Here is a 16,135-nt window from a genome sequence, read left to right as displayed (position 1 = left end):
GGCAGACTCGATGATTCGCTCCCAGCGCTGGAAGGGCGCCGCCTTCACGGTGCCCTTCCAGCTCGGCTTCGTCTTCCTCTATCTGCTTCCGATCGGTTACGCGGTCTACCAGTCACTGTTCCTGGAGAAGTCGTCCGGGCTGGGGCTCGGCGGCGCGACCACGGAGTTCGTCGGCCTGGACAACTACGGCAAGGGCCTGACCGACCCGGCGTTCATGACCTCCATCCTGCGGGTGGTGCTGTTCGCCTGCGTCCAGATCCCGTTCATGCTGCTCATCAGCCTGCTGCTGGCGCTCTTCCTGGACGCGGTCACGGCGAAGGCGGCCGGCCGGTTCCGGATCCTGCTGCTGGTGCCGTACATGATCCCGGGCGTCGTCGCCGCCATCGTGTGGATCAATCTGTACAGCCCCGCGGTGGGTCCGCTGACCCCGCTCGGTGAACTCTTCGGGTTCGACTGGAACTTCTTCTCGCCCTCCATGGTGTGGCCGGCCATCGGCAACCTGCTGACCTGGCACGGCATCGGCTACAACATGGTGATCATCTACGCCGCCCTCCAGGGCGTGCCCCGCGAGCTGTTCGAGGCCGCGCGGCTGGATGGCGCCTCCGAGCTGCGGATCGCGCTGAGCATCAAGATCCCGTTCGTGCGCGCGGCGCTGGTGCTGACCGCTCTGCTGTCGATCATCCAGATGCTGCAGATCTTCAATGAGCCCGCGCTGTTCCGGAACATAACTCCGGAGACGGTCAGCGACAGCTTCACCCCGATCATGATCATCTACAACCAGGCCTTCAACGCCGCCAACTACCACTACGCCGCGGCCCTGTCGGTGCTGCTCGCCCTGATCCTCGGTGTGGCGTCCTTCCTCTTCTACCGGCTGACCTCGAGGGAGGCGGACTGATGGCGCTGACGGAAAACGTCCAGGAAAACGGAGCGGAAACGGCCGCCGTGCCACCCCGCGGGCGCACCGTCCGTCGGCTCACCAGCCCGGATGCGGCCTCGCGTTCCAAGGGCGGCCAGCGCTTCGTGCTGCTCGGGCTGGTCCTGGCCAGCGCCTACAGCCTGTTCCCCGTGTACTGGCTGATGATCGCCGCGACGAAGGACCGCGTGGGGCTGTACCAGAGCAACGGGCTGTGGTTCTCGGGCTGGCACCTGTGGGACAACCTCCAGCAGGTCTTCACCTACGAGGACGGCATCTTCCTGCGCTGGACCGCCAACTCGTTCCTGTACGCCGGTGTCGGCTCCCTCGGCGGCACGCTCATCGCCCTCGCCACGGGCTACGGCCTCGCCCGCTTCGACTTCCCCGGGCGGGGGGCGGTGTTCGCGTGCGTGGTCGGTTCGTTCCTGATCCCGATCGCCCTGCTCACGCTCCCGCTGTACCTGCTGTTCTCGGCGATCGGCATGGTGGACACCCCCTGGGCGATGCTGATCCCGTGCCTGATCAACCCGTTCAGCGTGTATCTGGCCAAGGTCTACACCGAGGCCACCATCCCGTTCGAGCTGCTGGAGGCGGCTCGTCTCGACGGCGCCGGTGAGCTGCGGATCTTCTTCAGCATCGTGCTGCGGATGATGACGACGGGCGGCGCGACGGTCTTCCTGCTCGCCTTCGTCAACACCTGGAACGCGTTCTTCCTCCCGCTGACCGTGCTGCGCGGCGAGGAGAACTGGACGCTCAACCTGGGCCTGTACAACTGGTCCGGCAAGCGCCTGGAGTCGGGCATCGACGTGACCAGCCTCGTCCTGACGGGCGCGCTGCTGTCCATCGTCCCGATGGCGATCATGATGGTCGCGATGCGGCGCTACTGGCGGACCGGCGTGACGCTCGGGGCCCTCAAGTGAGGGTCACTCCCCGGGATCCGCACCTGACTCCCTGGGGGCCGCGGGTGACCCTGACTCCCCGCGGCCCCCAGGTGACCGACGCTCCTGGAGTCCTCTCGTGACCGTGCTGCACAACCCCGTCATCCGCGGCTTCGCCCCCGACCCCTCCCTGGTCCGGGTCGGCGACTGGTACTACGTGGCCACGAGCTCCTTCGAGTGGTTCCCGACGATCCCGATCCACCGCTCCCGGGACCTGGCCCACTGGGAGTACGCGGGCCACGTCCGGGGTGCGGTCCCCGGCGACTCGCTGGCCGGTGTCCCCGACTCGGGTGGCGTCTGGGCGCCGTCGCTGAGCTGGGACGGGGAGCGGTTCTGGATGGCGTACTCGGTTGTGCGCTCGGTCGGGACGCCGTACTTCGATCTGGACACGTACGTGTCCACGGCCACGGACGTGGACGGCAAGTGGAGTGCTCCGCGTCGCCTCGCGAGCCACGGCTTCGACCCCGCGCTCTTCCACCACGAGGGCCGGCTGTGGCTGCTCAACATGCAGAGCGACCATCGCCCGAGCGGGCAGCGTTTCGCCGGGATCGTCCTGACCGAGCTGGACCGCGAGACCCTGGCCCCGGTCGGTGACACGCACCTGCTGCTCCAGCACGAACGGCTCATCGAGGGGCCGAAGTTGCTGCAGCGCGACGGCTGGTTCCACCTCGTGCTCGCGGAGGGCGGCACGGGGGTGGAGCACGGGGTGCTGGTGGCGCGCAGTCGTGCGCTCACCGGCCCGTACGAACTCGACAGCCAACCCCTGTTGACGACCCGCGACGATCCGTCGGTGCCGTTGCAGAAGGCCGGGCACGCGGAGCTGGTCGAGACACCGGACGGCGAGTGGGTGATGAGCCACCTCACGGCACGGCCGCTGCAGACGCCGGACGGCCCCCGCTGTCCCCTCGGCCGGGAAACCGCGATCCAGGCGCTGACCTGGGACAAGGCGGGCTGGCCCCGGCTGCGGCACGGGGGCTGGCACCCGGCGGTCGAGGTCGACGCACCGACACCTCCCGCCGAGCCGGAGCCCCGACTCGGCGACGCCGACGACCCGTTGGGCTGGCCCTGGAGCACCCTGCGCGGCTACGCCGACCCGAGCTGGGCCGACGCGACCGCCCGCCCCGGCTGGATCCGGCTGCGCGGTCGGCACAGTCCCGAGTCGCGGTGGGCGCACAGTCTGCTGGCACAGCGCATCACCGAGCACCGTGCGGAGGCCGAGGTCACCGTTCAGGCGCGGCCGCGCACGTTCACGCAGGCCGCCGGGCTGGTACTCCGGTACAACACGGAGGCGTATCTGAGCCTCGACCTCACCTGGGCGGAGCCCGAGGGTGAGGGGCAGCACGGGCAGCAGTGGCGAGGTGAGGGCCGTACGGTGCTCAGCCTCGTGGAGCGTGAGGAGTTCGGCACCCGGCAGGCGGCCGTAGTGGAGGTGGACGCGAGCGCACCGTTGACCTTGGGCGTGACCGTGGACGAGGGCCGGGCACGGTTCTGGTACGTCCGCGGGGGCGTCCGCACGCCGGTCGGCCCGCCGCTGGACTTCACCAAGCTCTCCGACGACTACGGCTCCAAGCTGCGGTTCACCGGGGCGATGGCCGGCGTCCATGCCGTGGACCTGGTGGACTCGGCCTTCACGGCCGACTTCACGGGATTCCGGCTCACCTGCTGGTAGCCCCGGGCCGCCCTTGAGCCTGTTCGAGGTTTCGAAAGCCGTGACCCGTGCATTCCTGCGAACTCCGGCCTCTTCCGGAGTCCTCGCGGCGAACCTAGGGTAGGAAGCGCTTACTGTTTCCGGCTGGTCGAAACTTTTCAAGGCCCTCGGGCGGGCCGGAGAGGTGGTTCCCGATGGTCCGTTCGGGCAGTGCGAGCGTGGCGGCCGGGCCGACCCTGGCCGTCGTGGCCCGCGAGGCCGGGGTGTCCGTGCCGACCGCGTCCAAGGTGGTCAACGGCCGGGAGGACGTGGCCCCCGAGACCCGCCGCCGGGTCACCGAGGCGCTGGACCGGCTCGGCTATGTCCGCAGACCCCGCTTCGACGCGGCGAAGACGCCGGGCCTGGTCGACCTCGTCGTGCACTCCCTGGACACCTCGTGGTCGGGTGCGGTGCTGCACGGCGTGGAGGCGGCGGCCCACGACGCGGGCCTGGAGGTGGTGGTCTCGGCCGGGCTGACCCGGACGCGGGGCGCGCGCCCGGAGCGCGGCTGGCTGGACAAGCTCATCGCGCGCGGCTCGTCCGGGGTGCTGTTCAACCTGGCCGAGCTGACGGCGTCGCAGTACGCGTGGCTGGAGACGCACCGCATCCCGTTCGTCATGATCGACCCGGTGCTGGAACCGCCGCCGGGCGTGGTGTCGGTGGGCGCGGCGAACTGGCACGGCGGCGTCATCGCGACCGAGCACCTCCTGGCGCTCGGCCACGAACGCATCGCCGTCATCGCCGGTCACCAGCGCAAGATGTGCAGCACCGCCCGGGTGGCCGGCTACCGCTCCGCGCTAGCCGCGGCCGGGGTGCGGCACCGTCCCGAGTACGTCCGGCACGCGGGCTTCGACGAGGGGGTCGCCCGCCGCCGCATGCTGGACCTCCTCGACCTGCCCGAACCGCCGACGGCCGTCTTCGTCTGCTCGGACCGGATGGCCCTCGGGGTCTACGAGGCGCTGGCGGAACGGGGGTTGAGCGTGCCGGACGACGTGAGCGTCGTAGGCTTCGACGACCTGCCGGAGTCCCGCTGGATCGCCCCGGCCCTCACCACGGTCCGCCAGCCGCTGTCGGAGATGGCGGCGACGGCGCTGCGGCTGCTGGTGCGGATGATGGACGGGGACCTGCCGGAGAGTACGCGGACGGAGTTGTCGACGCGGTTGGTGGAGCGGTCGAGCACGGCGGGGCCGCGCGATCGATCACTTTGCTGAGTCCGTGAGTTCGTGAGTTCGGCTGGTGCGGCTTGTCGGGGCTTGCAGCAACGGAGCACGTGTCAAGACCTGTGGAGGGGAGCCGCGCCGACCCAGCGGTGATAGGCGTCTACGTCGACGTTGCTGCCGCACACGATGGTGACTACGTGTCGGCCGGCGAAGCGGTCACGGTCTTCGAGGAGCGCCGCGACGCCGAGCGCGGCCGACGGTTCGACGACGAGTCCGGCGTGTTCGAGGAGCATCCGCATACCGGCGATGATCGAGGCCTCCTGGACCAGGACGGCGTCGTCAGCGACCAGGAGGAGGTCGTCCAGCACGGCCGGAATGGGACGCCGGCCGGCGACTCCGTCGGCGATGGTGTCGGTCGAGTCGGTGGTGACGACGCGCCGCTGGCGCCACGAGTGTGTCATCGCCGGTGCGCCCAGCGGCTGGACGCAGATCACCTCGACTTCGGGCGCCAAGGCCTTCACCACATGACCCACACCGGTGGCCAGCGCCCCGCCGCCGAGAGCGATCAGGACGGCGTCGAACGACGGCACGGTGTCCACCAGCTCCAGACCGATGGTCGCGGCGCCCTCGCAGGTCTCGATGTCCAGGCTGTCTTCGACCAGGCGGATGCCGTCGTGGCGCGCGATGGCCGCCGCCCGCTCGCGCGCCAACTCGTGGTCGCCGTCCACCAGTTCCAACCTGGCGTCCAGCGCGCGGATGCGATCGAGCTTGGCCGCGGTCGCGAAGCGGGATGCCACGACGGTGACGTCGAGCCCCCGGCCGCGACCGGACCAGGCGAGGGCTTGGCCAAGGTTGCCCGCGCTGGCGCACACCGCGGCTCGCGAGCCATGGTCGGCGAGCAAGCGCGCGACCACCTCGGTGCCGCGGGCCTTGAAGCTGCGGACCGGGTTCGCCGTTTCGAGCTTGATGCTCACCGTGCACCCGAGGCCGGGCTCCAGTGCCTCGCAGCGGTACAGCGGAGTGTCGAGAAAGATCGGGTCGATGACCCGGCGAGCCGCCCGGATCCGAGCAGTGTCGAGGCGCGTCTCCTGCACGACGTAGCAGGGTAGCGCCGCCGGTCGGCGCTACACGAAGTGTTCCTGGGCGCTCCGACACACCGTGAGCCGTCGTCGCCGGAAATCACGGACCGGCGGCGGGTCTGCGCGTCTGGGCTCCGAGCGTTGGACCGACAGGGTGGTCGATGCGCCGCTCGGCTCGTCTGCCCTGGTGGCGGCGGTGATGGCTGCTAGCTTCGCGAGCTGTTGGAGGGGTCCCGGGTGCATCGAGCAGCGCGGGTCCATGGCCATGACTGAGGCGAGGGTGACGGGTATGGGCGAAGAGCCGGACGAGCCGGCAGTTTCTCCGTTCAGGCGCAGGACTTTCCTGGCGTCGGCTGCTCTGGCGACCGGAGCGCCGGGCGCGGTCGCCGGTTCCGCGCAGGCTGCCGGGCTGCCGGAGGGCGGGCCGCTCGCCGCGCCCGGCCTCGGATCGGTGGCGCGAATGCTGGCCGTTCCCGAGGAGGGCCGCGGGGTCGCCTGGCTCAGGTCGGCCCTTCAGGTCGCCGTGGGGCTCGAACTCGCCACCATCCCGCCCTACTTGTGCGGCTTGTGGTCCGTCAAGGACCGCGGTAGCGAGGTCGCGCGGCTCATCCAGCGCATCGTCGGCGACGAGATGTACCACCTGGGCATCGTCTGCAACCTGCTCGTGGCCGTGGGCGGGCGGCCGCAGATCAAGGCCTCCGCGCCCGTCTACCCCGGCCCGCTGCCGGGCGGCGTGCGGGCCGGCGTGACCGTCTACCTGTCGGGCCTGACCAAGCCCTTCGTGCGCGACGTGATGATGGCGATCGAGGCCCCCGAAGAGTCGCTCGTCCGCAGCGCGCGCTCCTCGCCCACCGTCGGCGAGTTCTACGCCGAGGTGCTGAAGGCGTTCCGGGTCGTGCAGCCGGAACTGTCGGTGCGGGGGCAACTGTCCCAGTACGTGTTCTCCGACGACCTGCAACCGGTCGAGAACCTCGACCACGTCGAGCGCGCCATCGAGATCATCAGGGAGCAGGGCGAAGGCACCGCCAGCTCCCCGTCCGAGTCCTTCGAGGACGACCACCCGGCGCACTACTACGCCTTCGGCGAGATCTACCACGGCCGGGAGCTGCGCGAGACCGACGACGGCTGGAAGTACGTGGGCGGACCGGTCCCCTTCCCCGACGTGCGCCCCATGGCCCCGCTCCCGGTCGGCGGCTGGCCCCGCCCGCCGGCCCACGTCGCAGGGCTCCTGTTCCGTTCCGACGCCACCTACAGCACTGTGCTCGACACGCTTGACGTGGCCTGGGCCGGCGGAGGCCACCGGACCCTGAGCGCGGCCATCCACTCCATGCGCGCACTGGAGGGCCCCGCCGTGGAACTGATGGAGACCCCGCTCCGCTACGCCCCGGGCACCTACGGCCCCCAGTTCCGCGCACTCCGCAAGCCACGTCGCGACGCGTGACGCCGCAACGTCGAGCGCCGTGTAGAAGACGCGTCCGGATCCCTGCTCGCGGCACCACACCAGCGGATGGTCCGCGCCCATGCCGCCACCGTCGTACGACGACTCGTCGGCGCGGGCCAACACCCGTACCGCACCGCGGGGGTTGGTGCGGAAGTCGTAGGGGTGAGTACCTCGCCGCTGGTGGAGAGGAAGACGACGGGCCGCGTAACCGTCGAGGGGTTTCTCGACGGCGGCGGGATCCTCGGTGTGGTCCGCCTCGAAGTCGCCGATGGTGCGGACGGCCTCGACGCCGGCCGGGATGGAGTCGTGCCGGTAGGCGGTGGTGCGGGTGTGGACGAGGAGTCGTGCGGCCATGCGGGCGAGCCCAGGGGAGCCGAGGGCTTGGTCCCGCTACTGCCGGTGATCCGAAAATTTCGGATCACCGGGACACTCCAACAACCCGGGTTGTTGGGTCGCTTCACCCCCGCGCGCGCACCCGCCCCGCCAACAATGCGTGCATGACCCATGACTGGCAGCAACAGATCCACGCCCTCCACGACGAGTTGATCCGCCGTGACGACCCCGCCGCCTGGGTGCGGGAGGCCGACGCGGTGGACGCCTCTCTGCTCTATCCCGGGTTCGCCCTGCGTGGGCCGGTGTTCGGGGTCGCGGTGCAGGAGCCGGCGGTGGGGCCCGAGTGGCGGGTGCTGAAGCCGGTCGTGAACGGGATGCCGCAGATGTGCCGGGACTCGCTGAACACCTATCTGTGGTTCCGCGCGAAGGACGACACCGACGATCCCGCCGTACGGCGTGAACTGCTCGCCGCCGTGGCCGTGTTGGAACGGGAGTCGGTGAACGAGGTCGAGGCGTGCGGGGTCCGGTACCGGATCGTGCGCGGGGACGAGTTCACGCGCTGCGACGACCACAACCGGCTGGAGCCGCCCCGCCCCACCGACCCGGAGCCCGCGGAGCGGACCTGGGACCGGCGCGCCGACCACACCCCCTCCCCCGACCTGGACTTCGTCCTCGACCCGGACCGTGTGGAGGGCGGCCCGATGACGGGCGCCCTGCTGGCGGCGCTGCGGGACTTCGCGTACCGGGGCGTGCGGTTCCCCCTCGACCTGCGCAGGGAGTCGGAACGGGCGGTGCGCTCGCACCCGCAGGTCGTGCTGTTGCCCACCTGTTTCGCCGTGGTCGAGCGCGGACGGACCGGCTGGGAGCCGGCCCTCGCCCTCCAGTCCACCCCGCACGACGCCCGGCGCGTGCTGTACGACGCGATGAGCGAGATGTGGCCCATGCTCTACAAGTTCGACGACGAGAAGAAGGCCGTGTACGAGAAGGCGGCCGAGGAGTTCCGGGCGCTCGAGCGCGCCGACGAGGCCCATGTGGCGGGCCGGGTGTTCCGGATCTGCCGTGCCGAGCGCCTGCTGCGCATGGGCCCCGACGGCCCGGAGACCCCGCGCCCGTCGGACATCGACGAGTACGGCCCGATGAAGATCCATCCGACGCTGCTGGAGGACGGCACCGTCGTCTTCGACGAGTGAGGCCACCGGACCATCCTGGCGCACAGGTGTTCCATAACGCGGGCCGCTCTGCGTAGCCTCGGCTGCGATGAACGCCATCCCCCCACTCCTGGACCATCTCGTCCTCGCGACCCCGGACCTGGCCGCCACGGTCGCCGACTTCACCCGACGCACCGGCGTGGCCCCGGCCCCGGGCGGCGTGCACGTCGGGCTCGGCACCCGCAACTATCTGGTGTCCCTGGGCGGCACCGGCTACCTGGAGATCATCGGCCCGGATCCCGAGCAGTCCGCGCCCGGGCAGCCCCGCCCCTTCGAGGTCGACGGGCTCACCGCCCCGCGCACGGTCACCTGGGCGATCAGCCCGCCCGACCTGGACGCGGCGATCGCGGCCGCCCGGGCCCAGGGGTACGACCCCGGCCCGGCGCAGGCGATGAGGCGCCGCAGACCCGACGGCACCCTGCTCGAATGGCGGCTCACCGACGGCGACGACGCCCACCCCTCCGGCCTGGTCCCCTTCCTCATCGACTGGAGCGCCACGGTCCACCCCACCGCCTCGGACCTGCCCACCACGCCCCTGCTGTCCCTGTCCGCGAGCGCCCCCGAGCCGGACGAGATCCGGCCCCTGCTGGCAGCCCTCGGCACGGATCTCGACCTCACGACGGGCCCGGTGGGGATGTCGTTCACGGTGGACACACCGCTGGGACCCGTGACCTTCCACTAGGCGCCCGCCGGGCTGTCGGACGGGGGTCCGACGGGGTGTCCGACGGAGGTCCGACGGGGTGTCCGATTCCTACAAGACCGGCCGTCACCGGGCTGCCTACGGTGGCCGCATGACTCCACGATTCGATGCCATCGGCCTCGTCGTCTCCGACATGGCCGCCTCCGTCGTCTTCTACCGTCGCCTCGGCTTCGCCTTCCCCGACGGCGCCGAGAACGAGCCGCACGCCGAGGCGGAACTGCCGGGCGGGCTGCGGTTGTTGCTCGACACGGAGGCGACCGTGCGCTCCTTCCTCCCCGAGTGGCAGCCACCCACGGGGAGCGGCCGGCACTCGCTGGCGCTGCGGTGCGCGGATCCGGGTGAGGTGGACACGGTGTACGAGGAACTGGTCGGCGCCGGCTACCACGGCGAGCTCAAGCCGTGGGACGCCTTCTGGGGCCAGCGGTACGCCTCCGTCCAGGACCCGGACGGAAACGGCGTGGACCTGTTCGCGCCGCTAGCCGCCGCGCCGGCCGAGTAGCTCACCGAGCGGCCTGCCCGCCAACTCCTTGACGTCCCGCGCCAGATGAGCCTGATCGGCGAACCCGGCCCGCACGGCCGTGTCCGCGAAGGTCACGCCGCCCCGCGCCAGGGCGAGGGCCCGTTGCAGCCGTAGGATCCGGGCCAGCGTCTTGGGGCCGTAGCCGAAGGCGGTCAGGCAGCGGCGGTGCAACTGCCGGGAGCCGAGGCCGAGTTCGTCGGCGGTGGCGGCGACGGGGCGGCCCGCGTCGAGGGCGGTCACCACCCCTCGTAGCAGCGGGTCGGGCGGCTCCGCGTCGGCGGCCCGCTCCAGCGCCACGTCTTCGAGCGCGGTCACGGGGTCGGCCGCGGCCCCGATACGACCACCCAGCCGCCGTACCTCCGAGGCCGGCCACAGATCCGCGAGGTCGACGCGCCGGTCACGCAGCTCATGCGCCGGCACGCCGAGGAGGCCGGGCGCGGTGCCGGGGTAGAAGCGGACGCCGAGCCAGGTACTGGGCGCGCCTTCGGTGACGTACGCACGCGTGTCGGGCCCCGCGACGAGCAGCCGCCCCTCGTTCCAGAGCAGATCCATGCACCCGTCGGGCAGGACGGGCCCGACGCCGGTGCCGGACGGAGTGTTCGTCCAGACGACGGCACCTGAGAGCCGAGACGCCCTCTCCTCATACACATGCGCCAGCCTACGACGCGCCCGGGCGGCGAAACCCGCTCCTCACACCACCCGCGCCCGATGCTCCTGCGGGCTCACCCCATACACCCGCTTGAACGCGCTGGACAACGCAAACGCACTGCCATAGCCGACCTGTCGGGCCAGGGCATCCAGCGTGTCGTCGGTGTCGCGCAGCGCATCCGCCGCCAGCGCGAGCCGCCACCCCGTGAGGTACGTCATCGGCGGCTCCCCCACCAGTTCCGTGAAGCGGCGGCCCAGCGCGGCCCGGGACACCCCCGCCTTGGCGGCCAGCGAGGCCACCGTCCAGGGGTGGGCCGGGTCGTCCTGGACGAGTCGCAGCACACGGCCGACGACCGGGTCCGCCATGGCCCGGTACCAGGCCGGGGCCTCCGCCTCCGGACGGGAGAACCAGGCCCTGAGCGCGGCGATGACCAGCAGGTCGAGCAGCCGGTCCAGGACGACCTCCTGCCCGGGTTCGTCGCGGACGATCTCCTCCATGAGGTACGGCGTGAGGGGGCAGTCCCACACATCGGCCGTGAGGGACAGCAGCGGAGGCAACGCGTTCAGCAGCCGCCCGCTGATCTCGCCCTGCCACAGATACGTGCCGATCAGCATCACGGCCGAGCCGTCGAGCCGGTCGCCCCAGGTGCGCACGCCCAGGTCCATCGAGCCGTTGAGGGAGCGGCCGTCGGGGTAGCGGCACTCGGCGCCCGGCAGGATCAGGGCCTGGGGCTCGGTGGTGGGGTCGTCGGCGCAGGTGTAGGGGTCGGGGCCGCGGGCGATGGCGAGGTCGCCGGGGCGCAGCCGGATCCTCCCCCAGCCTTCGGCCGGGGGGACCCCCATCTCGCTTCGCTCGCCCCGGTCCGGGATCACCCAGGCGTCGCCGCGGACCATGACCATGACGGTGAGCGGGGCGCGGTCCTCGACGCGGATGGACCACGGCGGCTCGAAACAGGCGCGGATCATGAAGGCGCCACGCGCGCGTGGGCCCTCCAACAGGCCGGCAAGGGCGTCCATGTCGTCAGCGTAGACGTCCGCGTATGGGAATGAGCCGTTCAGCGATGGGCTGTTGGGGCGCGCGACCGTTGACTGGAGGCATGACGGACAACGCAGCCGAGACGGCGAACACGCAGCGGATGACGGTAGTGGTGACCGGGGCCTCGGGTCGTACGGGGAGCCGGGTGGCGGGGGCGGCGCGCGGGGCGGGGCTCACGGTGCGGGCGGCGTCCCGGGCGCAGGGCTTCGACTGGGAGGACCCGACGACGTGGGCGCGGACCCTGCGCGACGCGGACGCGGCGTATCTGATGTACCCGTCCGACATCGGCTCCCCGGCGGCGGCCGAGGACATCGGCGCGCTGGCCCGGGAGGCGGTGGGGCTCGGCGTACGGCGGCTGGTGCTGCTGTCGGCCCGCGGCGAGGACCAGGCGCTGCCGGCCGAGGAGGCGCTGAAGTCGTCCGGCGCGGACTGGACGATCGTACGGGCGGCGTGGTTCTCGCAGAACTTCAGCGAGGGGCCGCTGGTGGAGGGGATGGTCCACGGGGAGCTGGTGTTTCCCGCGGGTGAGGTGGAGGAGCCGTTCGTCGACGTGCGGGACATCGCGGACGTCGTGGTGGCCGTGCTGACGGCCGGGGATCGCCATGTGGGCCGGACGCTGGAGCTGACCGGGCCGCGGCTGCTGTCCTGGCATGCGGCGGTCGCGGAGATCTCCGAGGCGACGGGCAGCACGATCATGTACACACCGGTCCCGGTGCCTGCCTACGGCGAGGCGCTGACCGGCTTCGGCGTCCCACCCGAGGAGGTGGACCTCTTGACGGAGGTCTTCGAAGCCCTCATGGACGGCCGCAACGCCCACGTCACGGACGACGTCCGCGCGGTGCTGGGCCGGGAGCCACGGGACTTCGGGGACTTCGCGAGGGAGGCCGCGGCGGCGGGGGTGTGGAAGGCGTGAACCGTCGGCCCCTGCCGCCCGGCACCGACCGAGCCCGACGGCCCGCGGACCACGCCACCCACCGCTGACACCACGGCACTCCACCACGAGTGCACCCGCCCGACGGCCCCCACACGCGACGGCACCCGGCCCCAACGCCGGAATCGGGCACTACCGAACGCCAGGCCCCCAGCCGTCGCGGCCGGGACGTGGAAGGCGTGAACCGTCGGCCGCTACCGCCCGGCGTCGACCGAGCCCGACGGCCCGCGGACCACGCCACCCACCGCTGACACCACGGCACTCCACCGCGAGTGCACCCGCCCGACTGCGCTCGCGCGCGACGGCGCCTGCCCCGACGGCGGAGTCGGGCAGTGCCGAACGCCAGGGTCCCCGGCCGTCAGGGCCCCACCGGCCGTCGGCCCTCTCAGTCCCTGCCGTGGTCCTCCGGCTTGTGCGGGGGATGCGTGTGCGTGCTCTTCACATGGGTCCGCAGCCGCGACGACACGTCCTCCGGCGGCAGGAAGCGGGACCACCGCTCGGGGAACTCCGACGGCATGTCGGGGTCGTCGGGGTCGTCGAGCCCGGGCTCGCGGCCGGCGGCGTGGCGGGCGACGTACTCGGCGACCTGGGCCTCGCGCAACCGCTCGTTGGCGGCGCGGGCCGCGGCCGTCGCGGCGGCCGGCCAGACCCGGTCGATCGCGGCGTTGACCGCGGCCCCGACGAGCACGGCGAACGCGGACACACCGATCCACAGCATCACGGCGACGGCGGCGGCGAGGGAGCCGTAGATCGACGCGCCCTCGATCGTGTTCGTCAGGTAGATGCGCAGCAGGAAGCTGCCCAGCACCCACATGCCGAGGGCGACCAGCGCGCCGGGCACGTCCTCGATCCAGGGGGAGCGGACCGGCACGGACACGTGGTAGAGCGTGGTCAGGAACGCGATCGACAGGACGATCACGACGGGCCAGTACAGGACCTGCACCAGGGTCTCCGACCAGGGCACGATCCGTACGACCGCGTCCGGCCCGGCCACCATCAGCGGCAGCGCCACCGAGCCGATCAGCAGGGCGGCGATGAACAGCAGGAACGCCACCAGCCGGGTCTTGACGATCCCCCGGACGCCGTCGAGGCCGTACATCACGGTGATGGTGTCTATGAAGACGTTCACCGCGCGCGACCCCGACCACAGGGCGAACAGGAAGCCGACGGAGATGACGTCGGGGCGGCCGCCGTGCATCACGTCGTCCAGGATCGGCTGGGCGATCTGGCGCACGCCCTTGTCGGACAGGACGGTGCGCGAGGCCTCGATGAGGTTGGTCTCCAGGCTGCTGATGGTGTCGGTGCCGGTCCAGTCGTCGACGTAGCCGAGGAGGCCGATCATGCTGAGCAGCAGCGGCGGCACGGACAGCAGCGTGAAGAACGCGGCCTCGGCGGCGAGGCCCAGGATGCGGTACTCGATGCAGGAGTTGACGGTGTCCTTGATCAGCAGCCAGGCGGTCCTGCGCTTGGAGACGTTCCGGTAGAGGACACGCGCCCGGTGGAGACGACCGGAGGTCCGCTGGGGGGATTCACTTGCTGGCTGCACGACCTAAAGGTATCCGCCGTACGGGGGCGCACTCATCGCGGCGCCGGGTGCGCACCCTCGCGACCTGCCCGCTCCCCCACGCCGGTGCCGTGTCAGGCTGGAGACCGGCGCCCCGCGGAGGGATAGGTTCACAGGTATGGCAGGCAGCACGCACACCGTGACCAACCAGCCCCCGCCCCTGGTCGGATACGACGTCTACACCGCCGACCGGGCCCTGACCGCAGCCGTCGAACGTCACCTCGCCCCGGAGCTGCTGGACGAGGTCCGAAGCGAGCTGGCGGCGCTCGGGCGGACCTGCGGATCGGCCCAGGTGCAGGAGTGGGGGGCGCTGGCGAACGCGAATCCGCCGCGGCTGCGCACGCACGACCGCTACGGCCACCGCATCGACGAGGTCGAGTTCCATCCGTCCTGGCACCGGCTGCTCGGCAAGGGCGTCGCGGCGGGGCTGACCGCGGCCTGGGTCCGGCCGGGCGGGCATGTGCGGCGGGCCGCGGCCTTCCTCATGTGGACGCAGGTCGAGGCCGGCAACAGCTGCCCGCTGTCCATGACCCACGCGGCGGTACCCGCCCTGCGCACGGAACCGGACCTCGCCGCCGAGTGGGAGCCGCGGCTGACGTCCATGATCTACGACCTCGAGCTGCGGCCCGCCCGGCTCAAGGCCGGGGCCCTGTTCGGGATGGGCATGACGGAGAAGCAGGGCGGCAGCGACGTACGCGCCAACGCGACGGCCGCGCGCCCGCTCCCCGACGGCGAGTCGTACGAGCTGACCGGGCACAAGTGGTTCTGCTCGGCACCCATGTCGGACGGGTTCCTCGTGCTGGCGCAGGCTCCGGGCGGGCTCTCCTGTTTCCTCGTGCCGCGGGTGCTGGAGGACGGCAGCCACAACGTGTTCCTGATCCAGCGGCTCAAGGACAAGCTGGGCAACCGCTCGAACGCCTCCTGCGAGGTCGAGTTCGACGGGACGTGGGCACGACGGGTCGGTGACGAGGGGCGCGGGGTGCGCACCATCATCGAGATGGTGGCGGCGACCCGGCTCGACTGCGTACTGGGCTCCGCGGGGCTGATGCGGCAGGCGGTCGCGCAGGCGATCCACCACTGTGACCACCGCGAGGCGTTCGGCGGGAAGCTCGTCGACAAGCCGCTCATGCGCAACGTACTGGCCGACCTGGCCGTCGAGTCCGAGGCGGCGACCACTCTCGCGCTGCGGCTCGCGGCCGCCTACGACGACGCCGGCGAGCAGGAGCGGGCACTGCTGCGGATCGCGGTGCCGGCCGCCAAGTACTGGGTGACCAAGCGGTGTGCGCCGCTGACGGTGGAGGCGGCCGAGTGCCTGGGCGGCAACGGGTACGTCGAGGAGTCCGGGATGCCCCGGCTGGTGCGCGAGTCGCCGCTGAACTCGATCTGGGAGGGCGCGGGCAACGTCCAGGCGCTGGACGTGCTGCGGGTGTTGCAGCGGGAGCCCCTGGCACTCAACGCCTATCTCCAGGAGGTCGGCAAGGCCCGCGGCGCCGACCACCGACTGGACGGAGCGATCAAGGGCCTGCTGACCGAACTCGCCGACCTGGAGGGCATCGAGGCCCGGGCCCGGCGCCTGACGGAGCGGCTCGCGCTGGTGCTGCAGGGGTCGCTGCTCGTCCGGTTCGCGCCCCCGGAGGTCGCGGACGCGTTCTGCGCCTCACGATTGGGAGGCGACGGGGGCGCGGCCTTCGGCACCCTGCCCCACAGCCTGGACCTGGCGTCGATCGTGGACCGGGCCCGCCCAGTGCCCTGACACGTCCAGCACACCGGCCGACCTAGGCCCTGTCGTCAAATTCCCGTCGTCCGCCCGGAGGGCGGGCTGCGCGGCGTCATGGGGGTGCCCCCACGCGAGCCGGGCGAAGCTCGGTTCGCGTGGGCGAGGAGCCACGTGGGCGTTTCGGCAACACGGCTGGGGTCCCCCCTCTGGGGGAGTGCGTGCCAGACGCCGCGCAGCAGGCGGGAATTCGACGACAGGGC

At 71.7% G+C, this 16,135-nt stretch carries 14 protein-coding genes and 1 pseudogene; 10 read left to right on the top strand and 5 right to left on the bottom strand.

Translation table 11 applies throughout. From position 1 onward, the window contains the following. Positions 1-10: 10 nt before the first annotated feature. The 4 genes from PBV52_RS38305 (at position 11) to PBV52_RS38290 (ending at position 4,749) form a co-directional block, all read left to right on the top strand. On the top strand, positions 11-895 hold the full coding sequence (locus PBV52_RS38305; protein ID WP_274245020.1) for a carbohydrate ABC transporter permease: 885 nt from the start codon (positions 11-13) through the stop codon (positions 893-895). After that, on the top strand, positions 895-1,833 hold the full coding sequence (locus tag PBV52_RS38300) for a carbohydrate ABC transporter permease (protein WP_274245018.1): 939 nt from the start codon (positions 895-897) through the stop codon (positions 1,831-1,833). Before PBV52_RS38305 ends, PBV52_RS38300 begins: the two co-directional genes overlap by 1 nt. Before the next feature lie 97 nt (positions 1,834-1,930). Further along, positions 1,931-3,520 (top strand): family 43 glycosylhydrolase, encoded by a 1,590-nt coding sequence (locus PBV52_RS38295; RefSeq protein ID WP_274245016.1) that lies wholly within the window; start codon positions 1,931-1,933, stop codon positions 3,518-3,520. Between the two features lie 173 nt (positions 3,521-3,693). Next, the gene (locus PBV52_RS38290) at positions 3,694-4,749 is read left to right on the top strand and encodes a LacI family DNA-binding transcriptional regulator (RefSeq protein ID WP_274245014.1); all 1,056 of its coding nucleotides are present in this window, start codon (positions 3,694-3,696) and stop codon (positions 4,747-4,749) included. Between the two features lie 62 nt (positions 4,750-4,811). On the opposite strand, the gene PBV52_RS38285 is transcribed toward PBV52_RS38290, so the two are convergent. Next, complete coding sequence (locus PBV52_RS38285) at positions 4,812-5,792, bottom strand: threonine/serine dehydratase (RefSeq protein WP_274245012.1); 981 nt, start codon at positions 5,790-5,792, stop codon at positions 4,812-4,814. Between the two features lie 274 nt (positions 5,793-6,066). Here PBV52_RS38285 and PBV52_RS38280 point away from each other — a divergent pair, with 274 nt between their 5' ends. Beyond that, complete coding sequence (locus PBV52_RS38280; protein WP_274245010.1) at positions 6,067-7,218, top strand: ferritin-like protein; 1,152 nt, start codon at positions 6,067-6,069, stop codon at positions 7,216-7,218. Between the two features lie 24 nt (positions 7,219-7,242). Here PBV52_RS38280 and PBV52_RS38275 read toward each other — a convergent pair. After that, a pseudogene (locus tag PBV52_RS38275) lies at positions 7,243-7,572 on the bottom strand (ThuA domain-containing protein); the annotation flags it as partial. A gap of 143 nt (positions 7,573-7,715) precedes the next feature. On the opposite strand from PBV52_RS38275, the gene PBV52_RS38270 reads away from it, so the two are divergent. The 3 genes from PBV52_RS38270 (at position 7,716) to PBV52_RS38260 (ending at position 9,958) form a co-directional block, all read left to right on the top strand. Continuing rightward, positions 7,716-8,741 carry a DUF5954 family protein gene (locus PBV52_RS38270; protein ID WP_274245009.1) on the top strand — a complete coding sequence of 342 codons (1,026 nt, stop codon included), beginning with the start codon at positions 7,716-7,718 and terminating at the stop codon, positions 8,739-8,741. A 67-nt stretch (positions 8,742-8,808) separates the two neighbouring features. Continuing rightward, a complete protein-coding gene (locus PBV52_RS38265; protein WP_274245007.1) occupies positions 8,809-9,441 on the top strand; it encodes a VOC family protein in 633 nt (210 codons plus the stop codon). A gap of 109 nt (positions 9,442-9,550) precedes the next feature. Then, a complete protein-coding gene (locus tag PBV52_RS38260) occupies positions 9,551-9,958 on the top strand; it encodes a VOC family protein (RefSeq protein WP_274245004.1) in 408 nt (135 codons plus the stop codon). Here the strand turns inward: PBV52_RS38260 and PBV52_RS38255 are convergent. Then, positions 9,935-10,627, bottom strand: a complete 693-nt coding sequence (locus tag PBV52_RS38255; protein ID WP_274245002.1) for a helix-turn-helix transcriptional regulator — start codon at positions 10,625-10,627, stop codon at positions 9,935-9,937. The genes PBV52_RS38260 and PBV52_RS38255 overlap by 24 nt on opposite strands. Positions 10,628-10,669: 42 nt before the next feature. Then, positions 10,670-11,644, bottom strand: a complete 975-nt coding sequence (locus PBV52_RS38250) for an AraC family transcriptional regulator (RefSeq protein ID WP_274245000.1) — start codon at positions 11,642-11,644, stop codon at positions 10,670-10,672. An 80-nt stretch (positions 11,645-11,724) separates the two neighbouring features. Between PBV52_RS38250 and PBV52_RS38245 the strand changes: the two genes are divergently transcribed. Continuing rightward, positions 11,725-12,576 (top strand): NAD(P)H-binding protein, encoded by an 852-nt coding sequence (locus tag PBV52_RS38245; protein ID WP_274244998.1) that lies wholly within the window; start codon positions 11,725-11,727, stop codon positions 12,574-12,576. Positions 12,577-12,979: 403 nt separating this feature from the next. Here PBV52_RS38245 and PBV52_RS38240 read toward each other — a convergent pair whose 3' ends face one another. Beyond that, entirely contained in the window at positions 12,980-14,140 is a 1,161-nt protein-coding gene (locus PBV52_RS38240) for a YihY/virulence factor BrkB family protein (RefSeq protein WP_274244996.1), read from the bottom strand. Between the two features lie 136 nt (positions 14,141-14,276). Between PBV52_RS38240 and PBV52_RS38235 the strand changes: the two genes are divergently transcribed. Further along, positions 14,277-15,911, top strand: a complete 1,635-nt coding sequence (locus tag PBV52_RS38235) for an acyl-CoA dehydrogenase family protein (RefSeq protein ID WP_274244995.1) — start codon at positions 14,277-14,279, stop codon at positions 15,909-15,911. The last annotated feature ends 224 nt before the right edge of the window (positions 15,912-16,135 follow it).

The organism is Streptomyces sp. T12 (assembly GCF_028736035.1).
GTDB lineage: Bacteria > Actinomycetota > Actinomycetes > Streptomycetales > Streptomycetaceae > Streptomyces.
This window is presented reverse-complemented; position numbering and strand designations above follow the sequence as displayed.

Excerpts from the sequence above, each read along its gene's own strand:
- PBV52_RS38305 (WP_274245020.1), top strand. The coding sequence starts at position 11 with ATGATTCGCTCCCAGCGCTGGAAGGGCGCCGCCTTCACGGTGCCCTTC.
- PBV52_RS38300 (WP_274245018.1), top strand. The coding sequence starts at position 895 with ATGGCGCTGACGGAAAACGTCCAGGAAAACGGAGCGGAAACGGCCGCC.
- PBV52_RS38290 (WP_274245014.1), top strand. The coding sequence starts at position 3,694 with ATGGTCCGTTCGGGCAGTGCGAGCGTGGCGGCCGGGCCGACCCTGGCC.
- PBV52_RS38280 (WP_274245010.1), top strand. The coding sequence starts at position 6,067 with ATGGGCGAAGAGCCGGACGAGCCGGCAGTTTCTCCGTTCAGGCGCAGG.
- PBV52_RS38270 (WP_274245009.1), top strand. The coding sequence starts at position 7,716 with ATGACCCATGACTGGCAGCAACAGATCCACGCCCTCCACGACGAGTTG.
- PBV52_RS38265 (WP_274245007.1), top strand. The coding sequence starts at position 8,809 with ATGAACGCCATCCCCCCACTCCTGGACCATCTCGTCCTCGCGACCCCG.
- PBV52_RS38260 (WP_274245004.1), top strand. The coding sequence starts at position 9,551 with ATGACTCCACGATTCGATGCCATCGGCCTCGTCGTCTCCGACATGGCC.
- PBV52_RS38250 (WP_274245000.1), bottom strand. The coding sequence starts at position 11,644 with ATGGACGCCCTTGCCGGCCTGTTGGAGGGCCCACGCGCGCGTGGCGCC.
- PBV52_RS38245 (WP_274244998.1), top strand. The coding sequence starts at position 11,725 with ATGACGGACAACGCAGCCGAGACGGCGAACACGCAGCGGATGACGGTA.
- PBV52_RS38235 (WP_274244995.1), top strand. The coding sequence starts at position 14,277 with ATGGCAGGCAGCACGCACACCGTGACCAACCAGCCCCCGCCCCTGGTC.